Below are 20,285 nucleotides of genomic sequence, written 5' to 3' on the forward strand. Positions count from 1 at the left end.
AAAGCTAAAAAACATTCACTCTCTAAACGACTGAATGTTTTTTAGCATTATTTAATCAGTAACTTTGTGAGTAACACTAATAAAATAAAGCATTTCTCATTGATAAAAAATACAGCTTATTCATCCACAATATCTGCAAAATGTGCCGCTAAAACCTTCACTAAGTCATGTGGATTAACCCCGATATCTAAGCCTCGTTTCCCACCACTGACATAGATTGTATTTAATGCTTCCGCACTTGAACAAATGACTGTTTTTAATCGTTTCTTTTGTCCAACAGGGCTAATTCCACCCACCAAATATCCTGTTAAACGTTCTGCATCTTTTGGGTCTGCCATATGCAGTTTTTTTGCACCAAATGCGCTTGCTACTTTCTTTAAATTTAACTGATGACTTACAGGTAAAACAGCAACAAAATAGTTTTTATCATCTGTGACCATTAATGTCTTAAAAACTTCTTCAAGCTTTAAGCCTAATTTTTCTGCAGCCTCTAAACCAAAGCTTTTTGCATTAACATCATGTTCATATTCATGGATTGAAAATTCAATTTTATTTGATTTCAAAACTTTACATGCAGGAGTCATAAATTTAATTAAGATGGAGAGGATATGTAATTATATGTCATCTGTGGCTAGATGTTAAATAACTTAGGCTATTTAAATATCTACTGTTCATAATGTAAATTAAACAACTTTACTCGTCATATCGCCTTTTGTTTTAATGAGTTAAGTTGGGCACTTATATTCACACAATAACAATTTTGGTTTGAATTATGACTCAAATTGCACCACAACAAGATAATAACCAACAGACTTCAGTAACACCCTCATCTACTGGAGTTTCTAGCTATCTTGCTCGCTTTATTTCATTTTTCACACGACGTGGCGCGCGTTTATTAACAGGTGCTCGTAGCCTTTGGCTAGGTTGTGAACCTGAATTAAAGCAACGTATTTATTATGCAAATCATAATAGTCATATCGACTTTATTTTATTATGGTCTTCTTTGCCCACCGCTATTCGTCGCAAAACCAAGCCTGTTGCAGCTTCAGACTATTGGTTAAAAGATGGATTTAGGCGTTTTCTCATTCAAAATACTTTTAATGGTGTCACAATTCGGCGCAATCGTGAAAATAATCAAGACCCTTTACAACCCATCAAAGATGCACTTGAACAAGGTTATTCTATTATTTTCTTTCCTGAAGGCACACGAAATCTCAATGATGATGTAGAACTATTACCGTTTAAAAGCGGTTTATATAATTTGCATGAACAATTTCCACATATTGAAATTGTACCTGTTTGGATTTCAAATCTTAGACGTGTTATGCCTAAAGGAGCATTTGTTCCACTCCCATTACTTTCAACAGTGTGTTTTGGTTGCCCTTTAGATCAGCATTTTGAAATGAATAAAAGCGAATTTTTGACCTATGCACAACAAGAATTACTTAAATTAAAAGAGGTTGAAAACCAATGACCTTGAACAATTTACAACAAACTTATCTTTTATTTGGCATTTTTGCATGTATTTTAGTTTTTGCATCAAGTGTTGGATTTATTTTAAAAAAACGTACAGGAGCAAATGCTTCACCTGTGATTGACAACCTGAATGCTCGAATCAATGCATGGTGGGTGATGTTGATTGTTATTGGTGCAGCGATTTTACTTGGTAAAACTGCATTTATCATCTTATTTGGTATCATTTCTTTATTTGCATTACGAGAGTTTATTAGCCTACTTCCAACTCGACGTGGTGATTATTTCCCGTTACTCATCGCTTTTTATTTTGTTATTCCCTATCAATACTATCTCATTTATACAGATTGGTACGGATTATATTCTATCTTTATTCCACTTTATGTTTTTTTACTGATTCCGATCGCCAGTCTAAAACAAGAAGATACCACTCATTTTTTAGAACGAAGTTCAAAAATTCAATGGGGGCTGATGGTCAGCGTATTTTGTATTTCTCATGTTCCTGCGTTATTAAACTTAAAACTACCAGATTTTCAAGGTGAAAAAATTTGGCTCGCGATTTGGCTGATTATGGTGGTGCAAGCTTCAGATGTTTTACAATATGTTTGTGGAAAATTATTTGGAAAACATAAAGTTGCACCTGTTTTATCACCTTCAAAAACTGTAGAAGGTTTAGTTGGTGGCATTCTACTTGCGACAGGTTTAGGTGTATTAATGGCTTGGTTAACACCGTTTACTTATTTACAGGCTGCTTTTATTGGGCTTATTGTCTGTGTTTTTGGCTTCTTTGGCGGTTTAGTGATGTCTGCCATCAAACGAGATCGAGGTGTAAAAGATTGGGGGCAATTAATTCATGGTCATGGCGGCATGTTAGACCGTATTGATTCTATTTGTTTTTCTGCGCCCATTTTCTTTCACATTTTACGTTATTGGTGGAGCTAAAATAAAACGCTAAGATGAAAATGATCCAACACATACTCATCTTAGCGTGTATCACGCTTTATTGTTATTCTTGATTATTCGTATTCAATTGACTTAGACAATTTCTTGATTATTCACTTATTGTTCTGCCAACCAACTCATAAAACGCTGACGCTCTACTTTTGAGGCATTTTGCCATATTTGAATCATTTGCTGATCAGCCGCTGTACTATTTACAGATACCGCAGTCGATGTTGCACTCAACGGCATTGCTGTTTGGGATTTTGTATAAACAGGAGCAGGCTGATTACCCTCTTGTTTTTTCGTGGTTGTTAAATCAAAAACTCGACCAAAAAGCCCACCAGATAACCAAGGTTTAGCTTCATTATTTGCCCCAGTTTGCTGTACGATTAATTGATTATGAGCATCATACAAAGCCACTGTAGGTTGTTCTGCATATTTTTTTGCGGCTTCAAAACTTTGTGGTGCATCAACCAAACTTAATTTATAACTTTGCCCATCTTGTAAATTAGGCGCTTTAATTGTCACAACACCTGATTTTAAAATATCGTGTTCACTGTTTAAATGTTCAAAATATTGTTGGTAACGCACACTAATTGAGGCATTGCCTGCATCGACTTTATATTCATTTTTTTTTGTTCTAAAAATACCTGTATTTACTTCCTGATCATTTACTGCCAAGACAACAATTTCTTCAGGTGCAGTAATCGTCACTGCCGCCAAAGCAGAATTACCAATCACTAAACCTAAACTCATGATACTTGCTGCAAACTTTAAACGCATAGATATTTCTCAAATGTCAATAAACTGTAAAATTTAATGCACTATGCTCTGTCCTCATGACAATTTTATGACAATTATCATTTACAGTCATTTTTTAGACATAAACTATTGAAAATACTTAATTTTATAAATTAGCTTATATCTTAAAAATTTGAAAATCAAATATTATTCATTTTTATTTTCTGGGATACTATTCCGATTAGAATGCTGAAAATTTTGCTGACCACAATATCGACATCTTTTTCCACCCTGTCTACGCCACATTTCATAAATCACACCTGGAATAATCGCAAAACATAATAACAATAAAGTCAGCAAAATATTGCCACGAAAAGTAGGCACACTATAATGTCCACATGATAAGCATTTTTCTTTGTTTGACATATTTTTGAGTGATTTAAAATTTTTAGAAATACTAACTGATCCCTATTCACTCAATCAATTGCTACTCATAGCCTCTTGTTAAGATTTTCAGCCAAGTATTATTATTTTTATATCATAAAAAAAGAGTACCTTAGTACTCTTTCTCTTTTTCACATAAACGTTCAATTAGTTAAATGTTTTAAAACGCTCAGCATCATCCATAAATGGTTTTTCACCCGCAGGCGCTTCTACTGAACCAAAGACCAATTGAGCACGTAATTTCCAGTTGCTTGGAACATCAAAAGTTTGTGCAACTTCTTCGTCTACAATCGGATTATAATGCTGTAATGATGCACCTAAACCTGCTTCTGATAAAGCTGTCCATGTTGCAAATTGAGCAATACCCGTTGAGTGTTCAGACCAAATTGGGAAATTTTCTGCATAAAGTGCAAATTGTTCTTGAAGACTTTTTACAACGTCTTGATCTTCATAAAATAAAACTGTGCCATAACCTGCAATAAAGCTATTAATTTTATTGCTTGTACCTTCAAATGCTTCAGCAGGAACAATTTTTCGTAAAGTTTCTAAAACAATTGTCCAAAACTTAACATGTGAATCACCAAATAAAGTGACAGCACGTGAAGTTTGCGAGTTAAATGCTGATGGACTTTGTTTGATTGCTTCTTTAATTGTTTCTTCAATTTTTGCATTGTCTAAAGTTACATTTTTACCAATTGCATAAATTGTACGGCGTTGTTTAATTTGATCTAAAAATGACATTGTATTTTACCCTCAATATTGCTTTGACCATTTTGGTCGTGTTCTTAAGATAGAGTCAGTATATTGCATTTAAATGATAAGCGTCAGTGATATCTTTATGACATAATGTTGCATAAATAGAACGCCCAGCAGTAAAGATAAAAAATACACCTTTCAATTGAATTTGGTCAATTTATATCACCATGATTTTACTTTAATATTGAATGATCTCATCCTATTTGGTCTATTTCTTTCAGCCTTAAAATGTGTATTTTTACATTCAACTGAATGAACGAATAATTTTTTCTAAACTTATGAAAAAACAAGAAATGTTTCATCATCCTCTACACATATTTTTTCGTCAGCTGGACTTAAAATAGAACCAAAAGTCATCTGCGCTTTAAGCTGCCAGTGTTGTGATAAATTATATTTTTCAATCACTTGAGTATTAATGCTTGGATTATAATGATGCAAAGCAGCACCTAAACCTAAACTTGCAAATAGCGCCCACACAGCAAACTGAACCATTCCTGAGCTTTGTTCAGACCAAATTTCAAACTCTTCTGCTTGTAAGGGTTTAAGTTTTTGTAATTTTTGAAGCACCTGTTGATCTTCAAAAAATAAGACTGTGCCATAAGCTGCACAGCATTGATCAATTTTTAGCGCTACACCTTCATACGCTTTTTCATGCATGTGTTGGCGTTGAATATCTTTTACCATTGTCCAAAATTGTTCATGTGATTGTTGTATTAAAATAACCACTCTTGCACTTTGACTATTCTGTACCGAAGGACAACATGAAACTGTTTCTTTAATTAACTGAATTAATTCATCCTTCTGATAAGGAACCTTTTTCCCTAAATGATATATGCTACGACGTTTCCGTAAATTTTCTAAAAATGGATATTCATCAGATACATTGTCTTTCTTTTTAAACAATAAATCTTTTGACAATTCCGTTGTCAAAACATGACCAATTTTAGATAAAATTGTCATTACACTTCCCCAAGAAATAAAAAATAAAGACATACATTTTGTAAGTATTTTATGGTTTTTATCTATTTTTATCAAAGTTTAATGTTTACTTTTATAGCAATAAATCATGTAAAAATAAAAAAACTCCACATAAATGCAGAGTTTTTTATGATTTAAATTAACGTGTTATTTATCAGTTTCAAATAAAGCTGCAACAAATGACTTCGCTGAGAATGGACGTAAGTCATCAATTTTCTCACCCACACCAATAAAACGAATAGGTACATGTGTACGACTTGCGATATTAAATAACACACCGCCTTTGGCTGTACCATCAAGTTTAGTAATCGTTAAACCTGTTAAGCCAACTGCTTCATCAAACATTTCAACTTGATTAATTGCATTTTGACCTGTACCTGCATCCACAACCAACATAACCTCATGAGGTGCAGTTGCATCAATTTTTTGCATCACGCGTTTTACTTTGGTCAACTCTGTCATTAAGTTACTTTTATTATGCAAACGTCCTGCTGTATCTGCAATCAGTACATCAACACCTTTTGCACGTGCACTTTCAAAAGCATCAAAAATCACAGAAGCACTGTCAGCACCATGTCCTTGTGCAACCACTTGAATATTATTACGTTCACCCCAAATCTGAAGTTGTTCTGTTGCTGCTGCACGGAAAGTATCCCCTGCCGCCAACATTACTTTTTTGCCTTCACCTTGTAAACGTTTAGCTAATTTACCAATTGTTGTGGTTTTCCCCACACCATTTACACCCACCACTAAAATCACAAATGGATTTTTATTTGGGTCAATATGTAATGGCTTAACGCGCGGTGCAAGCAAAGCCACCAATTCTTCTTGCAAAGCTTTATAAAGTGAATGTGAATAAATCAAATCACCACGTTCAGTACGCTCAGTTAAATTTGCAATAATCGTTTTAGTTGCTTCAACACCAATATCGGCAACCAATAATTGCTCTTCAACTTCTTCAAGTAGCTCATCATCAATTTCTTTGCCACCGATCAAGATATTGACCATACCATCAGCAAAGTTTTTACGAGATTTCGTTAAGCCTTCTTTCATGCGGCTAAAGAAGCCACCTTTTGCTTTTGTTTCTTCTTCTACAGCTTCTGCCACAACAGCAGTTGTCTCTGCTCGTTCTATTTTATTTTCAACAATAGGCACATTAACGGCAGGTAAACTAGGTAATGTGACATCGTCATCACCGATATCCGCATCAATCAAGAATTTATTTTGCTGTTCTTGCATGCCGAGTCCTTGAAAAGCATCGTATTAAAAAAGAAAGAGTTTAGCACAGATTGTCATTTTTATAAGAATTTAAGATGTTTTTAAGTTAGGGTTGTGCAGTTTAAAAGCTAGATGCTACAAATCAACCAAAATGCAACATTCTCATATTGATTTAAAACGTAATTTTTTGAAGAATATTGCTAAATACTTTTATATTTTCTTGGATAAGTAGTGATCAATATCAAAAAATTATGCTTGAATATTTTTTCACCACATTTATCTCAACGCTGTCTATTGAGTGGCATTTTCCTAGTTGGATCACCTATCCCAACAGTATTTGCAGAAACACAAAGCCAATTGGCACGTACAACTTTTGAAACGACATTAAATAATGGTCTCAAAGTCATTATTCGTGAAGATCACCGTGCTCCTATTGTGATGACACAAATTTGGTATGCTGTGGGGAGTAGCGACGAATCTGGAAATCTGTTAGGTATTTCGCATGTACTTGAACATATGATGTTTAAAGGCACACAAAAAGTCCCAGATGATGAATTTACCCGTCTTAGCCGTATTTATGGTGGACGGATCAATGCAGCAACCTATACCAATTATACAAATTATTATCAACTCTATCCTAAAAAATACTTTCCTCTCGCTTTAGAACTCGAAGCTGATCGCATGCGAAATTTAGTTTTACGACAGCAAGATTTTGAACCTGAAATCAAAGTGGTGATGGAAGAAAGACGCCAACGCACTGATGATAATCCTCGAAATTTAGCATATGAACGCTTTAAATGGATTGCTTATCCCACCAGTCATTATCGTCAACCTGTGATTGGATTTATGAAAAATCTACACAATATTAAACTTGATGATCTAAAAAAATGGTATCAAACATGGTACACACCCAATAATGCAACTTTGGTGATCGTGGGTGATATCAATGCAGAACCAGCCTTAAAACAAGTACAAAAATATTTTGGTGCAATTGCGAAAAAAACCACACCTGACCGTAATGATGTACTTGAGTTTGATCGCTTAGGCTATCGTCATATGGAACTTGCGCTTCCTGTTCAAGTTCCAAATTTGTACATGGCTTGGAATGTGCGTTCTTTAGCAACTGCTAAAAACCCTCAAGATGCTTATGCGCTCACTATTATTCAATCTTTACTTGATGGAGGAATTTCTTCTCGTCTACAAGACCGCTTAGTTCGTGATAAAAAAATCTTAACTGCAATTAATGTCAGCTATGAACCCTATAATCGAGGTGATAGTTTATTTACCATTTCTGCTTTACCTTCAGAAAATGTCAGCTTAGAACAAGCACAAAGCGCAATTCAAAAAGAAATGGATTTATTTAAAACAGAATTGGTAAATCAAGCCGAACTAGAGCGTGTTAAAAACAATTTCGTTTCTAACTTAGTCTATAGTCAAGATGATATCGCAGGACAGGCGAATATGATCGGAAATTTAGAAGTTAACGGTTTAAGTTTCCGTCTGATTGATGAGTTACCACAACACTATGACAAAGTGACACCACAAGACTTACAGCGCATCGCTAATATTTACTTTGTTCGAGATAATCTAAGTACCTTGTACTTAAGCCCTGAGTCCAAAGATAAACCCTAAGCCCATTCAGGAGTTTTAAGTGCCAAATTTAAAATTATTGCTTTTAATCAGTACACTTTTATGTTCAAGCTATAGCATAGCCGAATTTAGTGCAGAAGATGCCACAGAAGCAGAACCATTACCTACCGACACACCTTTAAAATCTCTCAATGTATTGGAAAGTTTAAAAAATTTGGATCAACAAAAAAATTATCAAGCACCATTTGTCCAAGAATTAAATAATGCACAAAAAGTCAGAACGCTTTTCGTTTCGACCCAAGATCTGCCCATTGTGGATATTCAACTGACTTTTAACGCAGGTTCTGCACAAGACGAAAATATTGCAAAAGGCATGTCGGGTTTAGCGAATATGGCAGCCAAACTGATGGCTGAAGGCACAGATCAATATACAGCCAAACAAATTGCCAGTACTTTTGAAGGATTAGGTGCTAAATTTAGCGTTAATGCTTATCGAGATATGTTTACAGTCCGTTTACGCGTACTTTCTGACCCTCAGAAACTAAATCCTGCAATCAATATGATGTTACATGTACTCAATCATGCGACATTTAATAGTTCTGGTCTAAATTTAGTCCTCAATAATACCAAAATTGGGCAAAAGCAAGTTCAAGAAAATCCTAGCCGCTTGATGGGCATTCGCTTTTATCGTGCTATTTATGGCAAACATCCTTATGCAGAGCCCAGTGTCGGCACCAATGCTAGCATTCAAAAAATCACACCAGAATTGCTAATTCAATTTAGAAATCAATTGCTAGTTGCACAAAATATGAATATTTCTATTACAGGCAATCTAAGCACAGAACAAGCCACTCAACTCGGTAGTTTATTCGCCAGTAGCATCCCTCAAGGCATAGCAGCACCCGAGCTTCCTGAACCCATCGACCAATCTGATTTTAATATTCAGTTTATCCCTTTTCAATCTAAACAAGCGAATATTATGATGGGGCATTTAGCAATTACACGCTCAGACCCCGATCGAGTCGCATTAGAAGTCGCCAATCAAATGTTTGGAGGAAGTGGATTTAATTCTATTTTAATGAAAGAGTTACGTGTAAAACGCGGTTATACTTATGGTGCTTATAGTACGTTATCCTCAACCCAAGCAAAAGGCTTATTTAGTTTAAGTTATGGTACACAACAAGAACAAATGATGGAAAGTATCCGCGTTGCTCATCAAGCATTAATTGACTTTGTAAAACAACCGATTCAACGTAAACAGCTTGAAGAAACCAAAGAAGGAATGTTGCGTTCTTTTCCAATGTCATTTAGCAGTAATGCGAATATTAATGCACAATTAGCAGCGATTGGCTTCTATCATTTACCTTCAGATTATCTGACTCAATATCAACAACAACTTAGTAAAATAACAGCCAAACAGATTCAAGCCGCACTTCAAAAACATATTCGTGCAGATCGGCTTACTTTTGTGATTGTTGCCGAACAGCTTGATCAAGAAGCATTGAAAAAAATGTTAAATCAAAATTTAGGCATTATCACACCTGAAGTAGAATCAAACATCGCGAGTAAAAGCATGAAAAATGGTCAAAAAAGTGAAGAATAATACAGTCTTAATCGCTTAAAAATTTGCCTATTGATCGTTATTCATCTTCAATCGCCATTGCTGGATATTCTTTAATACGTACAGCTTCATAAGCATGTGCACGCATTAATCTAAAATATTGATGTGTAGAAATATAAGGTTGTGTTTGTAAATATTTTGCTAAATCTTGGGTACGAGGATATTGGGCTTGTAATGATAATTTACTCACTTGATGATATTTTTCAGGACTGATTGGACGAATCAGCGTGTAACCTGAAACAAGCAAAATAAAGACCACAACGATCATGATCCCCATTTTCAAAAAAGACTCTAAAGTCATGTGTGACTTTAATTGTAAAATTTGATTTTTTGATATGAGCATGTACTACCTCGAATGAATTCTTAGTGTAATCTTGAGGCAGTGAAAAATATAGTGTTTAGAGAAAAAGCATACAAATTTAAGGGTTATTAAACAACAATGTGCCTAATAACCCAGTGAATTCATCAAAAATAGCTAAATTAAACATTTAGTTCAACATACTACGAATCACTGCAAAGTATAAAATTAATGCAATAATTGCTAAAACCAAAAATACTGCAAAAACACTCACTCCCCCTTCTGCATGAGCTGGATGTAAATCATCGTCATCGGCTAAGCGACGTAATTCCCCATCGTATATTCGATAAAAACCCATTTTTTGCAAAGGTTCTAGATTTCGTGTATAATCGTAAATACGCTTCCTTTGCGCTAAACAAAACTCTCCTAGATGTATTTCTTGGTGGAAAATTGCTTCGTCCAATTGTTTGCGGTGATACTGCGCGAGTGCAACTATTTGAGACTCAGCTGGAGGTACATCAAAATTAAAACCATCTATTGTGTTTATCATCTTTGTTCTCCCTTTTTTAGTCTTCCTCATATAGATTTTAATAAAAATCATGATTGATTAATGTTTAATCATGTAATCTTAAGTTATTCTATATTGCTCAAAAATAATAGTTGACAAGTTAAGTAAATTGTAATATTAGTTTAATACAGATAAGTTAGATTAGTTAGCAATGTAAATAAAAGACCTCATGGGAGGTCTTGTAAATGATCATAATTACAATAAGGAGTTATATATGATTCATCAAATCTCTCAACATGACTTAGAACATGTGTATGCAAGTGCGGTAAATACAATTCATTCAGAAATGAATTTTATAGATGCAGTAAAACAACTTGAAGACGCAGCAAAAGCAGGTCATGGTAAAGCAGCAATGTTCTTAGCAGAACTTTATTATCAAGGTTTCCGTGTAGAACGCGATTCTTTAAAAGCACAATATTGGCAAAAGATGGCAACCATGCAAGCATAATACAACGTCACCTAGGTGGCGTTTTTTAATGCTTATTTTCATAATTATTTACGATTTAACACGAAGCTTTCATTTAAAGCATAGCTGAATCACTTACAATGATGGAGAATCAAATGCGATTGTTTATCATGAAAAAATTTATCCATCTTCAACCAATTTCCAAAGAACTAATCATCAAACTTTCAATTCTTAAATCTTTTATGTATTGCGGAGTTTTATGGGGTTTATATCATCAGGGTTGGGCAATGAAGACCGACAAAAATGATGTATTTTTTCCTTTTTGGTTAAATTCTTTGCAAGCTTATCAATACGCAAGCCTGCATTGGCCACAGTATACGCCACGTAAAATCACTCCAAAAGATTTTCAGGAAGCGCTACTACCAACACTTACCCGCTTAAATGTAAAACCTGCTTTATTTAATTCTTCAGGTCGTAAATTTAAACTCTCAACTTTACAAATGCACCAATTCTTCTTCAACAATTCACTACCATTCCACGCAATTTAAACCAAACAAATATTTAGTCACGCTTCAATCTTGCCATTGAAGCGTGTTATTTGATTATTCAAATAAAATTTGATTAAAAATGAAACAAAATACTATTTTTTCTGTGATTGTCATACAAAAGTATTTGCATTCTTTTAAAATATAGTTAAGTTAAAAGAATGCAATAAAAATCGCAAGGAACAATAATTATGACCACAGTTGCCCAAGTTATCCAAAATAAAATCGGACAAGAAATCCATACCATTCGCCCTGAAGCAACCGTTTTAGAAGCCATTACACTTATGGCAAATAAAGGCATTGGCGCAGTCGTGGTTGCCGAAGACTCTACTGTTGTGGGCATTCTCTCTGAACGTGACTATACTCGCAAAATTGCCCTCATGCAGCGTACCTCTGACCACACTACTGTTGCTGAAATTATGACAAATAAAGTCCTTTCAGTCACTCGCTCAAATACTGTTGATGAATGCTTAGCGCTCATGACTGATCGTCACATTCGCCATTTACCTGTAATAGAAAACAATGAACTCCTTGGCTTAGTATCTATTGGAGATTTAGTAAAAGCCACGATGGAAGATCAACGCAAACTCATTGAACAATTACAGCAATATATTTCAGGTTAATTGATCTACAGTTTGACTTGTAAAAAAAACCTCTCAAATCGAGAGGTTTTTAATTGAATCACAAAATTTCGATCAAAACTTAGTTCAAGCCCAGTTTCGCAGCCACATAATCGGCATCTTTGTCACCACGACCTGACAGATTAACCACAATGTTAATGTCTTTTGCCAGTTTTGGCGCTTCACGAATTGCCCATGCCACTGCATGAGAACTTTCCAATGCAGGTACAATTCCTTCAACACGAGACAGTGTCATAAAGGCATCTAGACATTCCTGATCAGTTGCAGTTGAATATTCAACACGACCAATATCTTTTAAGAAACTGTGCTGCGGACCAACACCCGGATAGTCCAGACCCGATGCGATCGAATGCACAGGTAAAGGCTCACCTTGCTCATCTTCCAATACATAACACGCCATACCATGCAATTGGCTTGGCTTACCCAATGTCAATGTTGCTGAATGCATGTCTGTGTCCAAACCATGACCCGCAGGTTCTACACCCACCAGTTTCACTTCTGCATCATTTAAAAATGCAGTAAAAGCACCCACTGCATTTGAACCACCACCCACACACGCCACCACATAGTCAGGCTGCGCACCAAACTGATCTTGTGTTTGAACTTTAATTTCATCACCAATAATTGATTGGAAATCACGCACCATTTTCGGGAAAGGATGCGGCCCAACCACAGAACCAATCGCATAAATAAAGTTGGTTGGATCTTTTAAATACTCATCAAATGCACTGTCTACAGCATCTTTTAAAGTGGCTGTACCACGTGTTACAGAAATGAGATTTGCACCCAAAATCTTCATTTTCACGACATTTGGATGTTCTTTTTCAATATCCACCTGTCCCATATGAATTTCACATGGAATACCAACTAAAGCACAAGCCGTTGCCAAAGCCACACCATGTTGCCCTGCACCTGTTTCAGCAATCACTTTAGTTTTGCCCATATATTTTGCAAGTAAGGCTTCACCCAGACAATGGTTAATTTTATGCGCGCCTGTATGATTTAAATCTTCACGTTTTAAATAAATCTGCGCACCGCCCAGTTGTTCAGACAGGCGTTTTGCATGAAATAATGGACTTGGACGACCGACATAATGGGCAAATAAATCTGCCAATTCCTTTTGAAACTCTACTGTATGACGAATTTCTTCATAAGCGACATTAATATCATCCATTGCCTGTTTTAAATGTGGTGGGATAAACTGACCCCCATATTCACCAAAAAAACCTTCTTCATTTGGTAAAGCAATTCCATTTATTTGATGGTTCATGTTGATCCCCTGATCCCACTTCTACAACATACAAAACAATAAACTTATTTTAAATAAACAACTTATGCTACTTATTTAACGTGACAAATACTTGGTCATATCCTCAATGCCTTTTAAAGTCATTGGGAACATATGATCATCAAAAATTTGCTTAATGAAGGCAATGGTTTGGGTATAGTGCCAATAATTTTGCTCTTCAGGATTTAACCATGCGGTTTTTTCAAAATGATTGCGCAAACGACGTAGCCAGACTTCGCCTGCTTCCTCATTATTGTATTCCACCGAACCACCGACCGATCGAAGCTCATAAGGCGCCATACTCGCATCACCAACCACGATGACCCGATAATCTTTACCATAAGTATTGAATAAATCCCAAGTATTCATTCGTGTTGATGAACGACGGAAATTATCTTTCCAGACATAATCATATAAACAGTTATGGAAATAAAAATATTCCAAAGTTTTAAATTCTGTCTTTGCCGCACTGAAGAGTTTTTCACATTGTGCAATGTGCGAATCCATCGATCCACCCACATCAAACAACATCAATACTTTAATGCGATTACGACGCTCAGGCACCATTTGCACATCAAGTATGCCCTGCTTGGCGGTTTCGTAAATTGTCCCGTTAATGTCCAACTCTTCAGCAGCACCCTGACGGGCAAATTTACGTAAACGACGCAATGCCATTTGCATTTGCCGAGTACCTAAAATCTGTTCATCATCCAGATTTTGATATTTACGTTGCTCCCAGACTTTAACAGCAGAGTTTTTGCGACTTGGACCACCAATCCGCACACCTTCAGGATGGTCACCAAACGCACCAAACGGTGATGTGCCCCCTGTACCGACCATGCGGTTGCCGCCTTGATGCTTTTTATGCTGTTCACGTAACCGTTCTTCCAGCATTTTCATCAATTCTTCAAGCGAACCCGCTTTCATCAGTTCGGCACGTTGTTCAGGGGTCAGATGCTTTTCAAGCAACTCCAGATCAAACCAGTCTTTGGGTAATTTCTGCACCTTACTGAGCAAATCATCGATATCAAAGGTTTGAATACCCTCAAAATAATCTTTCATGGCACGGTCATATTTGTCAAAGAAACGCTCATCCTTGACCATGACCGTTTTGACCAATTGATAGAAATCATTTTGATCTGCAAACACCAAACCTTCACTGACCGCCTGATTTAAATCGATCAGCTCACGTGTCGAAACAGGAATGCCATATTTTCTGAGGGTATAAAACAATCGCACAAACATGTTGCGCTCTCCTCATTAACGACGTGACATAAATGCAAGACGCTCAAGCAACTGTACATCTTGCTCATTTTTGATCAGTGCGCCATATAAAGGTGGAATTGCTTTAGATTTGTCATGATTACGCAATACATCTTCTGGCATGTCATCCGCCATGAGCAGGCTGAGCCAATCAATCAATTCAGAGGTTGAAGGTGGTTTTTTCAGCCCCGGAACCTGACGCAGTTTAAAGAAAACCTGTAAGGCTTCAGAAACCAAAGTGCCTGAAATACTTGGGAAATGCACCGCAATAATTTCACGCATGGTGGCTTCATCAGGAAATTCAATATAATGGAAGAAGCAGCGACGTAAAAATGCATCTGGCAGTTCTTTTTCATTATTTGAAGTGATGATGACGATTGGACGTTGTGTTGCAGTGATGGTTTCACCTGTTTCATACACAAAGAACGACATTTTGTCGAGTTCATGCAACAAGTCATTTGGAAACTCAATGTCCGCTTTATCAATTTCATCAATCAATAACACACAGCGTTCTTCGCTGGTGAAGGCTTCCCACAACTTACCTGGTTTGATATAGTTTTTAATGTCATAGACACGATCATCACCCAACTGGCTGTCACGTAAACGTGAAACCGCATCATATTCGTATAAGCCTTGCTGAGCTTTGGTGGTTGACTTGATGTGCCAAGTAATCAACTTAAGTCCCAAACTTTCAGCCACTTGCTCTGCAAGTAAGGTTTTACCCGTTCCCGGCTCACCTTTGACTAAAAGTGGTTTTTGTAATGCACGTGCTGCTTTGACAGCAAGCTTTAAACTATCCGTCGCGATATATTGAGACGTACCTGTAAATTGTTGAGCATCAACAGACATAAATAACCTTTATTTTTAATATTTAAAGTGGTGAAACTTTTTTAGTGACTGTGGTTTTTTGCAGTGTATTTTTATTGGCTTTATACTTAGACCAGAAATAGCCTAGCATTAAGCCCACACCAATCACAAAAGTAATAAGTGCTGCATTTGACCAAATGAGTGGATTATCTTTAGTTAAAATACCAAACATTAATCCAAAAATTGCAGGTGCAATTGCAGAATTAGGTCCTTCTGAAATTGTTGGCGTTGCTATCACAGCAAATACAATAATCCATGTAATCCCGCCTAATGGTGAAGGCAATCGTTTTGCAATCGAAGACCAACACCACAATATAATCAATGCCCCAAGAACATAGACAGTAACCGCTATACTGTCTTCAGGGATAGAATCGAGTACTTCTGCAATATTTGCCCATATTCCTGATAATTGATCAAGCACCGCGTAAACCCTCTGGCTCTACCGCATTTGGATTAATTAAACCTTCTGGCGGCATTTGTAAGAAAAAGCCTTTTGTTTGTAATGAATCAATGACATGTAACACATTTACACGTGCTAATTTACGAGATTCAGTTAATTCAAGGTGCATCACATGTGTTGCTCGACCAAACGCAGCACGTAAAGGCTCAGATAAAGCTGCTAATGGATCAGCATTTTCATCTTCATTTGGATGATTTGGACGCGCTACATAAAGATACATTTCATCTTTTTTGCTTGACTTATAAATATCACAATGCATTTTATTCAACAGTGTTACTAAAAACTCAAGGGACAGCATACATGAAAAAAACAACAGATACATTAGTGTTTGTTAACGCATCAGTCGTTATTTTGTGCTGTTTGTAAATTCTTTAACCAATTTATTTATATAGCGCAAAGTTTCAATTTAATCTATGGGTAAACTTCCATTTGTGCAGACAAATAAGGCTTATCCTTGGACAATAAACGAATCAAAGGCTGAGTTAGAACATCATAGCGCCACCCAAGCAAATAACGTGGTAGATCCTGCTCATTACGATGAAAAACAACATGTTGATATAATGCATTCAACCATTTTTTTCGCATTAATACTTCTTTAGGTGTTTGCATTTCATTTGCAACGTTTTGAATTAAATCATCCACTGCTTGCGTAACACCTTGAGAAGAATGCTTAATAGGTTTAGCAATACGCAAAGGCCAATCGTCCATTGCAGGTAAAAATTTTAATAAATCTAAAATCGTTTTACCGTGCTCACGTACAATATTTGGACGAATATCTTTTGCCTGAGCCAACTGAAAGTTATTTTTTGGATTTTTTTCAACCAAATCATTCATGGTTGAATTTTTTAAAATAAAACTTCGAGGTTGATTTAACGCTTTAGCCAACTCTTCACGCCACAAACTCAATTGTTGTAATTGCATCAACTGTTTACGTGAATGTCGATAATTTCCAAGATCAGAATATAATTTATCTTTTGGCGTTTCCTGTGCAATTTCGTATGTCAAATGATTACAATCTTCAATCACACATTCATACAAACCTTTGGCTTGCAACTGCGCTTTCAGATGATTTGCAAGCTGCACAATATACAAAACATCATTTGCAGCATAATCCATTTGTTTACACGTTAATGGTCGCGCTAACCAATCAGAACGCGTTTGATCCTTGTCTATCTCGATATCTAATATAGTTTTGAGTGCTAATTGATAACTCACTTGCAACCCATGTCCTAAAAAAGACATGGCAACTTGAGTATCAAAAACATTTTCTAAGCAGTTTTTTTGAGAATAATGATAAATCAAATCAATATCCTCACTACATGCATGAAATATATTTTGTTCCGCTTGATAAATTGATGACCAAAATGCAGATAAATCAAGTGTTGTACCATCAAGCAAAAATACTTGATTTTCAACATTAATTTGAAAAACTCCAAGTTTTGGCCATAAGGTGTCGACCTTTATAAATTCTGTATCAAGACCATAAACAGAACTTTGACGCATTAACTGAATAACGTGGTCGAGTTCATTTTGTTGATTAATAAATTGAAACATGCCTGTTAGCGTCAAATGTTGCATTTAAATGATTTGTTGATTTTACCCTAATATATAAAATATAAATATAATAAATTTAAGATAATTTACAACAAAAGCTATATTTTTCAGCAATATCAATACAACAAATCTATTTTAAAAATAGTTTTTAACACTTAATCTCTATACAAATCCATTTATATATGAATATCACCTGAAAACAATCACTCTCATGATCTTTTTGCATCGTGGCACAAAATCACGAGCATTGAGTAACATTTATGAAGGACAATTGTAAATATTTATATTTCAAAAAATAAAGTTTTAGGAAAAACACGAATCATTTCATTTTCATAAAATTAAATAAAAAAATAAGCACATAATGTGCTTATTTCATTTTCATTCGATTATGAACAGCTTGACTCAAGGTATGACTATCTACATATTCAAGCTCACCTCCTTGAGGTACACCTTGTGCAATACGCGTCATTTGCAAGTTTAAATGTTTGGTTGCTTCTACCAAATAATGTGCTGTGGCTTGTCCTTCAACAGTGGCATTGGTTGCTAAAATAACCTCATGAATCTCTCCTTGAGATAATCTTTGCACTAAATATGGAATCCCTATTTCTTCAGGACCTATGCCATCTAAAGGTGACAAATGCCCTCCAAGCACATGATATTTCCCTCGAAAACTACCACTTTGCTCAATCGCCATCACGTCTGCTGGAGACTCAACGACACAAAGTAGATGTTCATCTCGGTCATGTGAAGAACAAATGTCACAGACATCATTTTCAGTCAAAGAATGACAAATAGCACATTCATGAATATAAGAAGTCGCCTCATTTAAGGCATTTGCCAAACCGATCGCGCCTTCTTTATTTTTCATGATCAAGTGTAAAGCCATACGTTGAGCTGACTTTGGTCCTACACTTGGCAGTACTCTTAAGGCTTGTACAAGCTGATCAAAACGATTGCTAAACACTGATGCGGCAACCCTTAGAACATGCCCGCAAGACCTGGTGGCAAGCCCATCCCAGAGTTTGCTTCTTTCATTTTTGCTTCAGACACAGTTTCAGCTTGACGTGCAGCATCATTGATTGCCGCAGCAATTAAATCTTCAATCATGTCAGGATCGTCTTGCAATAAATCTGGGCTAATTTCAATGCGTTTAACCACATTACGGCAAGTCATTGTGACTTTAACTAAACCACCACCTGCTTCAGCATGAACTTCTGTTTGAGCAAGCTCTTCCTTTGCTTTTTTTACATTATTTTCCATTTCTTTTTGCATGCGTTGTGCTTGCTGCATTAACATTTGAACATTCATAAATGTCTCCAAAAAAAATTAAATCTACTGAAAATAGCGAATTAAATTAAATCTAAACCACGAGATAGATCGCGAATAATATCATCAATATTTTCTAATCCAACAGATACACGGATTAAACCTTCCTCAATCCCTGCGGCTGCTTTGGCTTCCGCTGACATTCTACCATGTGAGGTTGTTGCAGGATGCGTAATCGTTGATTTTACATCACCTAAATTACTGGTGATTGAAAGGAAACGTGTCTGATCAATGACAGTCCATGCACCTTGACGCTCACCTTTAACAACAAAAGATACAACACCACCAAAACCTGATTGTTGTTTTTTCGCCAATTCATGCCCAGCATGGTTGGGTAAACCAGCATAATAAACTTTTTCAATTTTTGGATGAGCATCTAGCCATTCTGCAAGTTTTTGAGCACTTTCACAGTGTGCTTTCATGCGTAGACTGAGCGTTTCTAAACCTTTTAGGAAAATCCATGCATTAAATGGACTCATTGAATTACCTAAAGTACGAATTACACCGTTAATTTCTTCAACCAGTTTATCTTTACCCACCACCGCACCACCCAACGCGCGACCTTGACCATCAATATATTTAGTTGATGAATAAACAATAAGGTCTGCACCAAATTTAATCGGTTGTTGTAATACTGGCGTACAGAACGTATTGTCTACAGCAAATAAAGCACCATGCTCATGCGCAATATCTGCAATGGCTTGCATATCACCCACTTGTGCAAGTGGATTAGAAGGTGTTTCAATAAAAAGTAAACGTGTATTTGGACGGATTGCTTGCTTCCAAGCATCTAAATCTTCTAAATCAACAAATGTGACTTCTACAGCAAATTTAACAACATATTTTTCAAATAAAGAAATAATTGAGCCAAATACAGCACGTGAACAAATCACATGATCGCCCGCTTTAAGATATGCCATACATACTGCATGTACCGCTGCCATACCTGAGCTTGTTGCTACTGCGCGTTCTGCACCATCTAAAACAGCCAAACGTTTTTCAAAAGTTTGTACAGTTGGGTTGGTATAACGAGAGTAAGTATTTCCTTCAACTTGTCCTGAAAACTTAGCTGCTGCATCGGCAGCACTTTCACAAACAAAAGATGACGTTAAGAAAATTGGCTCACTATGTTCACCCTCAAAACTACGTGTGTGACCTGTACGAATTGCTAATGTATCAAGTTGGTATTCTAGGTCGTCTTGTTGGCTCATCTTAAATTCAGTTATTCACTGCCTTTGCAAAGTATTGCTAACATTTTGAGCGTCTAGTGTATTTAAGGTCAAGGTATAATATGAAATTATCGCTT

Annotated in this window: 24 protein-coding genes; 7 read left to right on the forward strand and 17 right to left on the reverse strand. The window is 36.1% G+C overall.

Annotation, left to right across the window (positions count from 1 at the left end; all coding sequences use genetic code 11):
- Positions 1–116 precede the first annotated feature (116 nt).
- Positions 117–584, reverse strand: coding sequence for a Cys-tRNA(Pro) deacylase (gene ybaK, locus HX005_RS07320; protein WP_107007713.1), 468 nt, complete (start codon positions 582–584; stop codon positions 117–119).
- 188 nt (positions 585–772) lie between these two features.
- On the opposite strand from ybaK, the gene HX005_RS07325 reads away from it, so the two are divergent.
- Entirely contained in the window at positions 773–1,474 is a 702-nt protein-coding gene (locus tag HX005_RS07325; protein ID WP_286376853.1) for a lysophospholipid acyltransferase family protein, read from the forward strand.
- Positions 1,471–2,415, forward strand: a complete 945-nt coding sequence (locus tag HX005_RS07330) for a phosphatidate cytidylyltransferase (RefSeq protein ID WP_107007715.1) — start codon at positions 1,471–1,473, stop codon at positions 2,413–2,415. The genes HX005_RS07325 and HX005_RS07330 overlap by 4 nt, the downstream gene beginning before the upstream one ends.
- A gap of 117 nt (positions 2,416–2,532) precedes the next feature.
- Here HX005_RS07330 and HX005_RS07335 read toward each other — a convergent pair whose 3' ends face one another.
- From HX005_RS07335 to ftsY, 5 genes are all read right to left on the reverse strand, one after another.
- A complete protein-coding gene (locus HX005_RS07335; protein ID WP_286376854.1) occupies positions 2,533–3,198 on the reverse strand; it encodes a DUF2057 family protein in 666 nt (221 codons plus the stop codon).
- Between the two features lie 165 nt (positions 3,199–3,363).
- Positions 3,364–3,540 carry a hypothetical protein gene (locus HX005_RS07340; protein WP_171405097.1) on the reverse strand — a complete coding sequence of 59 codons (177 nt, stop codon included), beginning with the start codon at positions 3,538–3,540 and terminating at the stop codon, positions 3,364–3,366.
- Between the two features lie 207 nt (positions 3,541–3,747).
- Positions 3,748–4,341, reverse strand: coding sequence for a nitroreductase family protein (locus HX005_RS07345; RefSeq protein ID WP_107007718.1), 594 nt, complete (start codon positions 4,339–4,341; stop codon positions 3,748–3,750).
- Positions 4,342–4,632: 291 nt separating this feature from the next.
- Positions 4,633–5,316: a nitroreductase family protein gene (locus tag HX005_RS07350; protein ID WP_286376855.1), complete on the reverse strand. Its 684-nt coding sequence runs from the start codon at positions 5,314–5,316 to the stop codon at positions 4,633–4,635.
- A 165-nt stretch (positions 5,317–5,481) separates the two neighbouring features.
- The gene (gene ftsY, locus HX005_RS07355) at positions 5,482–6,573 is read right to left on the reverse strand and encodes a signal recognition particle-docking protein FtsY (protein WP_107007720.1); all 1,092 of its coding nucleotides are present in this window, start codon (positions 6,571–6,573) and stop codon (positions 5,482–5,484) included.
- A 273-nt stretch (positions 6,574–6,846) separates the two neighbouring features.
- On the opposite strand from ftsY, the gene HX005_RS07360 reads away from it, so the two are divergent.
- Together HX005_RS07360 and HX005_RS07365 are read left to right on the forward strand one after the other, a co-directional pair.
- Positions 6,847–8,184 carry a M16 family metallopeptidase gene (locus tag HX005_RS07360; protein WP_286376987.1) on the forward strand — a complete coding sequence of 446 codons (1,338 nt, stop codon included), beginning with the start codon at positions 6,847–6,849 and terminating at the stop codon, positions 8,182–8,184.
- Between the two features lie 19 nt (positions 8,185–8,203).
- Positions 8,204–9,745 carry a M16 family metallopeptidase gene (locus HX005_RS07365; RefSeq protein WP_286376856.1) on the forward strand — a complete coding sequence of 514 codons (1,542 nt, stop codon included), beginning with the start codon at positions 8,204–8,206 and terminating at the stop codon, positions 9,743–9,745.
- Between the two features lie 37 nt (positions 9,746–9,782).
- On the opposite strand, the gene HX005_RS07370 is transcribed toward HX005_RS07365, so the two are convergent.
- Positions 9,783–10,106, reverse strand: coding sequence for a hypothetical protein (locus HX005_RS07370; RefSeq protein ID WP_286376857.1), 324 nt, complete (start codon positions 10,104–10,106; stop codon positions 9,783–9,785).
- Positions 10,107–10,251: 145 nt separating this feature from the next.
- The gene (locus HX005_RS07375; RefSeq protein ID WP_107007723.1) at positions 10,252–10,611 is read right to left on the reverse strand and encodes a hypothetical protein; all 360 of its coding nucleotides are present in this window, start codon (positions 10,609–10,611) and stop codon (positions 10,252–10,254) included.
- A gap of 232 nt (positions 10,612–10,843) precedes the next feature.
- Between HX005_RS07375 and HX005_RS07380 the strand changes: the two genes are divergently transcribed.
- From HX005_RS07380 to HX005_RS07390, 3 genes are all read left to right on the forward strand, one after another.
- Positions 10,844–11,077 (forward strand): hypothetical protein, encoded by a 234-nt coding sequence (locus HX005_RS07380; RefSeq protein WP_107007724.1) that lies wholly within the window; start codon positions 10,844–10,846, stop codon positions 11,075–11,077.
- A gap of 128 nt (positions 11,078–11,205) precedes the next feature.
- Positions 11,206–11,583 (forward strand): DUF2750 domain-containing protein, encoded by a 378-nt coding sequence (locus HX005_RS07385; protein WP_107007745.1) that lies wholly within the window; start codon positions 11,206–11,208, stop codon positions 11,581–11,583.
- A gap of 188 nt (positions 11,584–11,771) precedes the next feature.
- Complete coding sequence (locus HX005_RS07390) at positions 11,772–12,203, forward strand: CBS domain-containing protein (RefSeq protein ID WP_107007725.1); 432 nt, start codon at positions 11,772–11,774, stop codon at positions 12,201–12,203.
- 79 nt (positions 12,204–12,282) lie between these two features.
- Here the strand turns inward: HX005_RS07390 and trpB are convergent, their stop codons facing one another.
- The 9 genes from trpB to HX005_RS07435 form a co-directional block, all read right to left on the reverse strand.
- The gene (gene trpB / locus HX005_RS07395) at positions 12,283–13,491 is read right to left on the reverse strand and encodes a tryptophan synthase subunit beta (protein ID WP_286376858.1); all 1,209 of its coding nucleotides are present in this window, start codon (positions 13,489–13,491) and stop codon (positions 12,283–12,285) included.
- Between the two features lie 75 nt (positions 13,492–13,566).
- Positions 13,567–14,754: a vWA domain-containing protein gene (locus HX005_RS07400; RefSeq protein ID WP_107007727.1), complete on the reverse strand. Its 1,188-nt coding sequence runs from the start codon at positions 14,752–14,754 to the stop codon at positions 13,567–13,569.
- A gap of 15 nt (positions 14,755–14,769) precedes the next feature.
- Positions 14,770–15,621 carry an AAA family ATPase gene (locus HX005_RS07405; RefSeq protein WP_107007728.1) on the reverse strand — a complete coding sequence of 284 codons (852 nt, stop codon included), beginning with the start codon at positions 15,619–15,621 and terminating at the stop codon, positions 14,770–14,772.
- Positions 15,622–15,643: 22 nt separating this feature from the next.
- Positions 15,644–16,060: a hypothetical protein gene (locus HX005_RS07410; protein WP_286376859.1), complete on the reverse strand. Its 417-nt coding sequence runs from the start codon at positions 16,058–16,060 to the stop codon at positions 15,644–15,646.
- Positions 16,053–16,358, reverse strand: coding sequence for a YcgL domain-containing protein (locus tag HX005_RS07415; protein WP_107007730.1), 306 nt, complete (start codon positions 16,356–16,358; stop codon positions 16,053–16,055). Before HX005_RS07415 ends, HX005_RS07410 begins: the two co-directional genes overlap by 8 nt.
- A gap of 152 nt (positions 16,359–16,510) precedes the next feature.
- The gene (locus HX005_RS07420; RefSeq protein ID WP_286376860.1) at positions 16,511–17,653 is read right to left on the reverse strand and encodes a ribonuclease D; all 1,143 of its coding nucleotides are present in this window, start codon (positions 17,651–17,653) and stop codon (positions 16,511–16,513) included.
- 367 nt (positions 17,654–18,020) lie between these two features.
- Positions 18,021–18,617 carry a recombination mediator RecR gene (gene recR / locus HX005_RS07425; RefSeq protein ID WP_286376861.1) on the reverse strand — a complete coding sequence of 199 codons (597 nt, stop codon included), beginning with the start codon at positions 18,615–18,617 and terminating at the stop codon, positions 18,021–18,023.
- Positions 18,618–18,631: 14 nt separating this feature from the next.
- On the reverse strand, positions 18,632–18,961 hold the full coding sequence (locus tag HX005_RS07430) for a YbaB/EbfC family nucleoid-associated protein (protein WP_107007732.1): 330 nt from the start codon (positions 18,959–18,961) through the stop codon (positions 18,632–18,634).
- Between the two features lie 41 nt (positions 18,962–19,002).
- On the reverse strand, positions 19,003–20,190 hold the full coding sequence (locus HX005_RS07435) for an O-succinylhomoserine sulfhydrylase (RefSeq protein WP_286376862.1): 1,188 nt from the start codon (positions 20,188–20,190) through the stop codon (positions 19,003–19,005).
- Positions 20,191–20,285 lie beyond the last annotated feature (95 nt).

The sequence above is a fragment of the Acinetobacter sp. R933-2 genome, from assembly GCF_030325485.1.
Taxonomy (GTDB): Bacteria; Pseudomonadota; Gammaproteobacteria; order Pseudomonadales; family Moraxellaceae; genus Acinetobacter; species Acinetobacter sichuanensis.

Bases quoted from the DNA above. Each gene is read 5' to 3' on its own strand.
- HX005_RS07420 (WP_286376860.1), bottom strand. From the start codon at position 17,653: ATGTTTCAATTTATTAATCAACAAAATGAACTCGACCACGTTATTCAG.
- trpB (WP_286376858.1), bottom strand. From the start codon at position 13,491: ATGAACCATCAAATAAATGGAATTGCTTTACCAAATGAAGAAGGTTTT.
- HX005_RS07415 (WP_107007730.1), bottom strand. From the start codon at position 16,358: ATGCATTGTGATATTTATAAGTCAAGCAAAAAAGATGAAATGTATCTT.
- HX005_RS07375 (WP_107007723.1), bottom strand. From the start codon at position 10,611: ATGATAAACACAATAGATGGTTTTAATTTTGATGTACCTCCAGCTGAG.
- HX005_RS07380 (WP_107007724.1), top strand. From the start codon at position 10,844: ATGATTCATCAAATCTCTCAACATGACTTAGAACATGTGTATGCAAGT.
- HX005_RS07325 (WP_286376853.1), top strand. From the start codon at position 773: ATGACTCAAATTGCACCACAACAAGATAATAACCAACAGACTTCAGTA.
- HX005_RS07385 (WP_107007745.1), top strand. From the start codon at position 11,206: ATGAAAAAATTTATCCATCTTCAACCAATTTCCAAAGAACTAATCATC.
- HX005_RS07430 (WP_107007732.1), bottom strand. From the start codon at position 18,961: ATGAATGTTCAAATGTTAATGCAGCAAGCACAACGCATGCAAAAAGAA.
- ybaK (WP_107007713.1), bottom strand. From the start codon at position 584: ATGACTCCTGCATGTAAAGTTTTGAAATCAAATAAAATTGAATTTTCA.
- HX005_RS07405 (WP_107007728.1), bottom strand. From the start codon at position 15,621: ATGTCTGTTGATGCTCAACAATTTACAGGTACGTCTCAATATATCGCG.
- HX005_RS07370 (WP_286376857.1), bottom strand. From the start codon at position 10,106: ATGCTCATATCAAAAAATCAAATTTTACAATTAAAGTCACACATGACT.
- HX005_RS07435 (WP_286376862.1), bottom strand. From the start codon at position 20,190: ATGAGCCAACAAGACGACCTAGAATACCAACTTGATACATTAGCAATT.
- HX005_RS07330 (WP_107007715.1), top strand. From the start codon at position 1,471: ATGACCTTGAACAATTTACAACAAACTTATCTTTTATTTGGCATTTTT.
- HX005_RS07335 (WP_286376854.1), bottom strand. From the start codon at position 3,198: ATGCGTTTAAAGTTTGCAGCAAGTATCATGAGTTTAGGTTTAGTGATT.
- HX005_RS07400 (WP_107007727.1), bottom strand. From the start codon at position 14,754: ATGTTTGTGCGATTGTTTTATACCCTCAGAAAATATGGCATTCCTGTT.
- HX005_RS07390 (WP_107007725.1), top strand. From the start codon at position 11,772: ATGACCACAGTTGCCCAAGTTATCCAAAATAAAATCGGACAAGAAATC.
- HX005_RS07350 (WP_286376855.1), bottom strand. From the start codon at position 5,316: ATGACAATTTTATCTAAAATTGGTCATGTTTTGACAACGGAATTGTCA.
- HX005_RS07345 (WP_107007718.1), bottom strand. From the start codon at position 4,341: ATGTCATTTTTAGATCAAATTAAACAACGCCGTACAATTTATGCAATT.
- ftsY (WP_107007720.1), bottom strand. From the start codon at position 6,573: ATGCAAGAACAGCAAAATAAATTCTTGATTGATGCGGATATCGGTGAT.